The 6,361-nt window shown below is 70.1% G+C and carries 7 protein-coding genes; 2 read left to right on the top strand and 5 right to left on the bottom strand.

The genetic code is table 11. The features are described 5' to 3' along the window. Positions 1-916: YifB family Mg chelatase-like AAA ATPase (locus tag FKV24_RS07200; protein ID WP_141481898.1), on the top strand; the 916-nt coding region annotated here is incomplete at its 5' end. Between the two features lie 143 nt (positions 917-1,059). On the opposite strand, the gene FKV24_RS07195 is transcribed toward FKV24_RS07200, so the two are convergent. From FKV24_RS07195 to FKV24_RS07180, 4 genes are all read right to left on the bottom strand, one after another. Continuing rightward, positions 1,060-1,581 (bottom strand): hypothetical protein, encoded by a 522-nt coding sequence (locus tag FKV24_RS07195; protein ID WP_111267768.1) that lies wholly within the window; start codon positions 1,579-1,581, stop codon positions 1,060-1,062. Between the two features lie 80 nt (positions 1,582-1,661). Next, complete coding sequence (locus tag FKV24_RS07190) at positions 1,662-2,141, bottom strand: hypothetical protein (RefSeq protein WP_111267769.1); 480 nt, start codon at positions 2,139-2,141, stop codon at positions 1,662-1,664. An 86-nt stretch (positions 2,142-2,227) separates the two neighbouring features. Next, positions 2,228-2,692, bottom strand: a complete 465-nt coding sequence (locus FKV24_RS07185; protein ID WP_111267770.1) for a hypothetical protein — start codon at positions 2,690-2,692, stop codon at positions 2,228-2,230. Positions 2,693-2,820: 128 nt separating this feature from the next. Next, positions 2,821-4,005: a putative peptide maturation dehydrogenase gene (locus FKV24_RS07180; RefSeq protein WP_141481897.1), complete on the bottom strand. Its 1,185-nt coding sequence runs from the start codon at positions 4,003-4,005 to the stop codon at positions 2,821-2,823. A 171-nt stretch (positions 4,006-4,176) separates the two neighbouring features. Between FKV24_RS07180 and FKV24_RS07175 the strand changes: the two genes are divergently transcribed. Further along, the gene (locus FKV24_RS07175) at positions 4,177-4,527 is read left to right on the top strand and encodes an NHLP-related RiPP peptide (protein WP_141481896.1); all 351 of its coding nucleotides are present in this window, start codon (positions 4,177-4,179) and stop codon (positions 4,525-4,527) included. On the opposite strand, the gene FKV24_RS07170 is transcribed toward FKV24_RS07175, so the two are convergent. After that, the coding region (locus tag FKV24_RS07170) for a putative peptide modification system cyclase (protein ID WP_141481895.1) at positions 4,509-6,361 on the bottom strand (1,853 nt) is incomplete at its 5' end. The two genes, FKV24_RS07175 and FKV24_RS07170, sit on opposite strands and share 19 nt — an antisense overlap.

The raw sequence follows: 6,361 nt of genomic DNA, 5'->3' as shown, positions 1-6,361 counted from the left end.
GGCCCGCCGTGCGCTGGAAGTCGCCGCGGCGGGCGGCCACCACCTGCTGCTGGTCGGCCCGCCGGGTTGCGGCAAGACCCTGCTCGCCTCGCGCCTGCCCGGCCTGCTGCCGCAGGCGTCCGAGGACGAGGCACTGGAAGCGGCGGCGATCGCCTCGGTCAGCGGTCGCGGCCTCGATCCCGCGCACTGGCGGCAACGCCGGTTCCGCGCCCCCCACCACACCGCCAGCGCGGTCGCGCTGATCGGCGGCGGCGCCGAACCGCGACCGGGCGAGGTCTCGCTCGCCCACGAAGGGGTGTTGTTCCTCGACGAACTGCCTGAGTGGAGCCGGCAGGCGCTGGAAGTCCTGCGCGAACCGCTGGAGTCGGGCGTGGTCACCGTATCGCGGGCCGCCCGCAGCGCCGAGTTCCCGGCCCGCTTCCAACTGGTCGCGGCGATGAACCCCTGCCCCTGCGGCTGGGCCGGCGACACCAGCGGCCGCTGCCGCTGCAGCCCCGACGCCATCCGTCGCTATCGCGGACGGATTTCCGGTCCGTTGATGGACCGGATCGACCTGCACGTGCACGTGCCGCGGCTGCCGCCTTCGCAGTTGCGCCCCGATGGGCCGCCCGGAGAGTCCAGCGCCGCGGTCCAGGCGCGGGTGGCCGTCGCCCGCACGCGCCAGCTCGAACGCAGCGGCACGCCCAACGCGCGCCTCGACGAGGCCCAGATGCGCGCGTGCTGCCGGCTCGACAACGGCGACCAGGCCCTGCTCGAACGCGCCGCCGAGTCGCTGCGTCTGAGCGCGCGCTCGATGCACCGGATCCTGCGGGTGGCGCGCACCATCGCCGACCTGGCCGGCAGCGCCGACATCGCCACCGCTCATCTGACCGAGGCGATCGGCTACCGGCGGATGGGCAGCGCGGACGGGCTCTGAGCACCGCGCCGGCGAGGGACACTGTCGCGACCGCTCCCGCCACGGCCTGGATGCACCTGTCGGCGCCATCGCATGGCGCGGCGCGGGCGGCGCCGCCCTGACGCGATGCCGGGGAGCGGTACCACCGGGCGCGGTGCCCGGACTCAGAGGCCGCCGCAGTCCTGGCCGCAGGTCTTCGGGCGTTCCAGCCAGCCGCGCGCGCCTTCGCGCGCCTGCCGGCGCTCGGCCTCGCTGCCGCAACGGGTCACCCGCCGCGCGGTGCCGGACATCTTCTCGCGCCAGCATACGGTCTGGTCGTCGCGGGCCCGACGGGTGTTCTGCACATAGGCGTTGATCTGCTCGAGCGCATTTTCCAGCTCGACCTTCTCGTCGATGCTCAACTCATCGAGCCGGTGCTTGCCCTCGGTCACCGCGAACACCTGGGCCTGGGCCTTGCGCACACGGTTGTTCTCGCGCGTGCTCAGGCCGTCGATGCCGCCGTCGTCGAGATCGGCCTTCAGTTCGCGCTGCTGCTCCAGGATCGCCTGCAGGCCGTCGACGTCCTCGATCTCCACGTCGGCAGCGGGTTCATCCGGCGGCGTCTGCGCCGGGGCCGCCGCGCAGACCGCGGCCAACGTCCCGGCCATCAGCACGCGCCGCGTCCACTTCAGGACTTCATGTGCCATTTCCACACCCTCCCATCCGGGTGATGCGGTGATCGCGGCGACCGTCCACCTGGGCACGGTCGCCGCGACGACAGCAGCCGTTACAGACTGCCTTCGAGCCCCTTGCCGCTGCCGCAATCGCCGCTGCAGGTGGCCGGCGAATCGAGATAGCTGCGGGTATCCTCGCGCACCGCGCGCATCTCGGCGATGGTCGCGCAGCGCGTGGTCCGCAACGTGGTGCCGACCTTGCGCTCGCGCCAGCACTCCTGGCGGTTGTCCTCGTTCTCGCTGATCACCGCCTTCACTTCCTCCAGCGCGTTGAACAGCTCCACCTTCTGGTCCGGACCGAGCTGGTCGACCGTGCTGACATCGTCCAGCAGGTCGAAGATCCGGTCCTGGGCGCTGTGCATGCGGCCAAGCGCCCGCGACCCGAAGCGCGCGTACTCGCCGGTCGACACCTCGCTCTCGCGACGGATCTCGTGCTGCTGCTTCAGGATCTGCCCCACCTTGTCGACGTTCGCGACCGCGGTGACCGATACCAGGCCCAGGACGAGGGCGGCGATCCAGGTACTTGCTTTCATGACGTTCTCCTTGGAGTGGTGGGGCCGGCCCGCCGGGCCGGTCGTGCGTGCGGTGCGGGTACCGCTGCGGGCCGCAGCCCGCGAAGTCACTCGACCTTGCAGTCGATGCAGGTGCCGCGGCTGTCCATCACGCTGCGGGCGGCTTCGCGCTCCTCGCGCAACTGGGCGACGGTCTTGCAGACGCGCTCCTTGCGGTTGCTGCCCAGAATGCGGCGGCGCTCGCAGACCATGCGCTCATCCTCGGCGCGGGTCAGCGCGTTCTCGATCCATTTGACGTCGGCTTCGACCTGGGCCTGGGCATCGCCATCGAGCTCGTCGATGTGCTGCTTGCCCTCCAGCACGGCCAGCAGGCGCGCCTGCCGCTCGGCAAGCTCCTCGCGGGAGCGGGCCGACAATTCGGCATATGGGCTGTTGCCCGCCTGCAGGCCGGCACTGATCTGGGCCTGGCGGGCGCGGATCTGGTCGGGTTGCTGGGAAGTGCCGGCAGAGGCGGCGAAAGCGGAACCGACCAGGGTCAGCGCGACCACGGCCTTGAGCAGGAAACGGCGCATATGTGGGGGCGATTTATATGAACGGCCCCCGAACATACAACGGCATTCCACGCCGTGTCGACCGACTTCGCACGGTCCAAACGCATATTCGGCAAAGACAGGCGGCGTCGAAATCCGCCGCGACGCGGTCAGCTTCCGGCCTGGCCCCAGACTTCCCCGGTGGGGTCCAGCTCGGCGGTCTCCATCACCGCGGCACGCCAGCCGAAGCCGCACAGCGCCAGCGCGCCCTGGCTGAGCGGGTCGATCCCGAACACCTGTTCGATCCGCTTCTCGTTGATCGCGCCGGTGATGAAGGCGCCCAGTCCGGCCTCGGTCGCCGACAGGTACAGGGTCTGCGACAGGTGGCCGCCTTCCAGCGCCACCACCCGGTAGCCCTTGGCGTGCTGGCGGTACTTCCAGAAGGTGCGGTCGTAGCGTGGCGACATCAGCACCAGTACGTGGGCGTCGGCGAACCAGTGCTGCTGGGCGGCGATGTCCATCACCAGCTCGCGCAGCGGGCGGTCCGCAGCCGGCAGCGGCTCCAGCGCGTGTTCGAGCGCCTGGTAGTGGTACAGGCCCGGCGCGATGCCGTCCACGTGCTGGACGATCAGGTAGCACTCCATCGGATGCAGACCGCCGCCGCTGGGCACGTTCTTCTTCAGGAACACGGTGTCGTCCGACACCCGCACCTCGGCCTGGGCGGCGAACACCCGTTGCATCACCTGGGCGAAGGCCGCCAGCGGCAGTCGTCGCGACGGATCGAAATTGCGGCAGGTGGCGCGACGGGCAAGCAGACGATCGAAGTCGTTCGGCGGCACCCGCGGCAGCGGCAACCGGTCGCCGGCTTCGACACGCACCGCGGCCTCGACCGGCGGCGCCCCGAGCACTTCGCGCATCTGCACCGCGGTCTCGGTGCCGCTGTCCTTGCTGTTCTGCACCGCGTCGACGCCGTCCCAGCGGGTGAACGCGTGCAGGGTCGCGCCCAGCGGATGCCAGTGCACCTGCCGGAACGCCTCGTCGCGCGCGCGCCAGCGGTCATACGCGTCGTCGCCCGTGTCGGCGTCGGCGATGACCAGGCCCTCGGCCAGCAGCCGCGGCAACGCCCCGCCATCATCGTCGAGGCTGTCGGCGTCGACCCACTGGCCGGGACTGAGCCGTCCCAGCAGCGCGCACTCGCCGATATCGAGCTCAACCTCCTCGCCGATATGCGGCGCCAGCGCCAGCCAGCGCCGGGTCCGGCACAGGCCGTCGCCGCCGGTCAGCAGCGAATCCAGCTCGAACGCCACCTCCTCGCGCGGTTCCAGAAAAACGACCGCGCAACGACGGATACGCATCCCAAGGCCTCGTTCAGATCCGGCGCTACTTTATCGCGCGCACCCGCAACTGCCGAGTTCAAAGCGCGCAAAGGGCCGCGAAACCAATCTGTGACGGTTGCCCGCCTGCGGCCGGAGCGCTAGATTCTGCGGCTGACGGCCTGGCCCAGGGCCGCACATGGGGAAAGACCGATGAGTACCAAGACCCGGACCGCGCCACTGCCCGTGGAGGTCGCCGATCGCCTGCTGGATCTGCTCGGCAGCGACGACCTGTTCCGTGAGCGCTTCCAGCGCGATCACCTCGCCGCGCTGCGCTCGATCGGCTACGAAGCCCCGTCGCCGGGCCCCATCACCGCTTGCGGCGCGGTCTCCTCCGCGGAGCAGGTGGCGCCATTCGCCAGCTGCAAAGTGACCCGGCTCGCCCCCAAGGAAACCATCGCCGCCGCCCGCGAGGAGATCATGAGCATGCTGTTGCGCGGGCTTGCCCAGACCACGCCCCGGCTCGATCTTGGATTGCCGACGTCTCAGATTTCGCGCAAGTGATCCGGCAAGGCTTCAACCGGCCAGAGCCGGTTGAAGTCCTGCAGCTTCCGCTCCGCTTCGTCGTCCTTGCCCTGCCCCCGAAGCAGTTCCGCCTCGCGGCGCATGGCGAGGTTGCTGTCCAGGACGTTCAGTGCCTGCAGGCATCCGCCGCAGGTGAGCTCGCCATAGGCAAGGCCACGCCGCTGCTGCAGCCAGCGCGCCTGTTCCAGCGCCTGCGGGATCTGGCCCGCATCGGCGTATGCCTCCATCAACGCAACCCGCGTCTGATAGCGCTCCCTGCCTGAAACCAGGGGCCGCAGCAGCGCCACCGCCTGTTCGGGTTCGCCTGCCCGCCGTAGCGCCTCCGCCTTCACCACGCTGGCCAGCTCGGCCACGACCGGCAGCCGCATCAGCTTCTCGTTCCGGGCCAGCGACTCGACGATGCGCCGCGCGCCGTCGGCGTCGCCCATCCGCTGCAGGATCAGGGCGGCACCCAATGCGGTCGTCGCGTCGTCCTCGGCATCGGCGTTGAAGCCCTCCTTGTTCAGCGCCAGGCTCGCTTCGGCGGCGGCGTGCAAGGTCGCCCGGGCCGCATCGGCATCCCCGGCCAACCAGTGGCTCAGTGCCACCGGCACCTTCAGATAGCGTCCGGCGAGTCCGGAGGTGTTCTTCAATACCCGGACCGACGCCTGCGACAGTTCGAGCGCCTGCTTCCACTTGCCCTGATCGATCGCCAGGCTGGTCTTCTCGATGTAGTGGTCCTCGTTGGCCAGGTCCAGTCGTCTGGCCTCGCTCTCGGCCTTTTCGAAATGACGCTGCGCGGCGGCGGTGGAGACCAGGCGGCGCTGGCTGCTGCCCCCCGACTCCTCCAGCGAGCGCGTGAACGCCGCCTCTGCCTGCGGGTAGGCCTCCATCGCCAGACGGATGCGACCGACCGTATCGAAGTCCATTCCCTTCAGGGGATTCTGGTCGACGGCGCCGGCCAGTGCGTGAGGCAGCGCCTCGGCGAATCGGTTCTCCTCGTACAGCCAGAGCGCGGCATTGCCCCTTCCGGGCAGGTAGTCCGGATACATCTTCGCCAGCTGCACCCAGCGCCCGGCCGTCTCCCACGGCGCATCGAACTCCGACACCCAGGCATCCAGATACAGCGCCTCCCTGGGCGGCAGCCTGTCCTTCAGCACCGCCGCCTGCCGCAGCGCCTTCATCGCCGAGGGCGCGTCGACATTGGAGAAACGCACGCGCACCTGTCCCAGCCAGGCCAATGCGAAGTCGGGGTCGAGTTCGGTGGCCTGCTCGTACATCTGCAGCGCTTCGTCGAAGTCGTAGCGCGCATACGCCTCCTGCCCCAGTGCGTAGGCGCGCAGCGCGTCGAGATTGCCGGTGGTCACCTCCGGCAACGGTCGGGAATCCTTGTCGATCTGGGCGACCGCCTCACCCAGGTCGGCGCGCAGGGCGCCGGTGACGGTGTCGATCGACGCCAGTATCGACTCCTCGCCCTTGCCGTCGGCGGCATGCGCGTAGACGGTGGTCTGGGTGTGCGGGTCGATCACCTCGACGCTGAAGCGCAGGCGCCCGCCGACCTCGGATACGGTCGGCACGATCACCGCGCGGGCGCCGTCGCGCTGGGCGATCTGCGCGGCCAGCCCGCGGTCGACCAGGGCGGTCGAATCCATCCGCATCCGGGTCAGCGAGTCGCGGACCTTCAGGTCCGACAGCACGTTGACGAAGCGCGACTGTTCCAGGCTGATCCGGAACGCCTGCTCCAGCGAATCGTCCAGGCGGGTGTTGCCGGTGAGGTTGCGCAGGTCGCCGACCACGACCCAGTCGCGCTCGTTGAAGGCGATCGCCGGCGGCG

The sequence above is a fragment of the Marilutibacter maris genome (assembly GCF_006546735.2).
Taxonomy (GTDB): domain Bacteria; phylum Pseudomonadota; class Gammaproteobacteria; order Xanthomonadales; family Xanthomonadaceae; genus Marilutibacter; species Marilutibacter maris.
The sequence above is the reverse complement of the archived record's forward strand: the minus strand, read 5'-3'. Positions and strand labels throughout refer to the sequence as shown.

What these genes read in the sequence shown, in the direction of transcription:
- FKV24_RS07190 (WP_111267769.1), bottom strand. Translation starts at nt 2,141, where the DNA reads ATGAAAGCAAGTACCTGGATCGCCGCCCTCGTCCTGGGCCTGGTATCG.
- FKV24_RS07185 (WP_111267770.1), bottom strand. Translation starts at nt 2,692, where the DNA reads ATGCGCCGTTTCCTGCTCAAGGCCGTGGTCGCGCTGACCCTGGTCGGT.
- FKV24_RS07180 (WP_141481897.1), bottom strand. Translation starts at nt 4,005, where the DNA reads ATGCGTATCCGTCGTTGCGCGGTCGTTTTTCTGGAACCGCGCGAGGAG.
- FKV24_RS07175 (WP_141481896.1), top strand. Translation starts at nt 4,177, where the DNA reads ATGAGTACCAAGACCCGGACCGCGCCACTGCCCGTGGAGGTCGCCGAT.
- FKV24_RS07195 (WP_111267768.1), bottom strand. Translation starts at nt 1,581, where the DNA reads ATGGCACATGAAGTCCTGAAGTGGACGCGGCGCGTGCTGATGGCCGGG.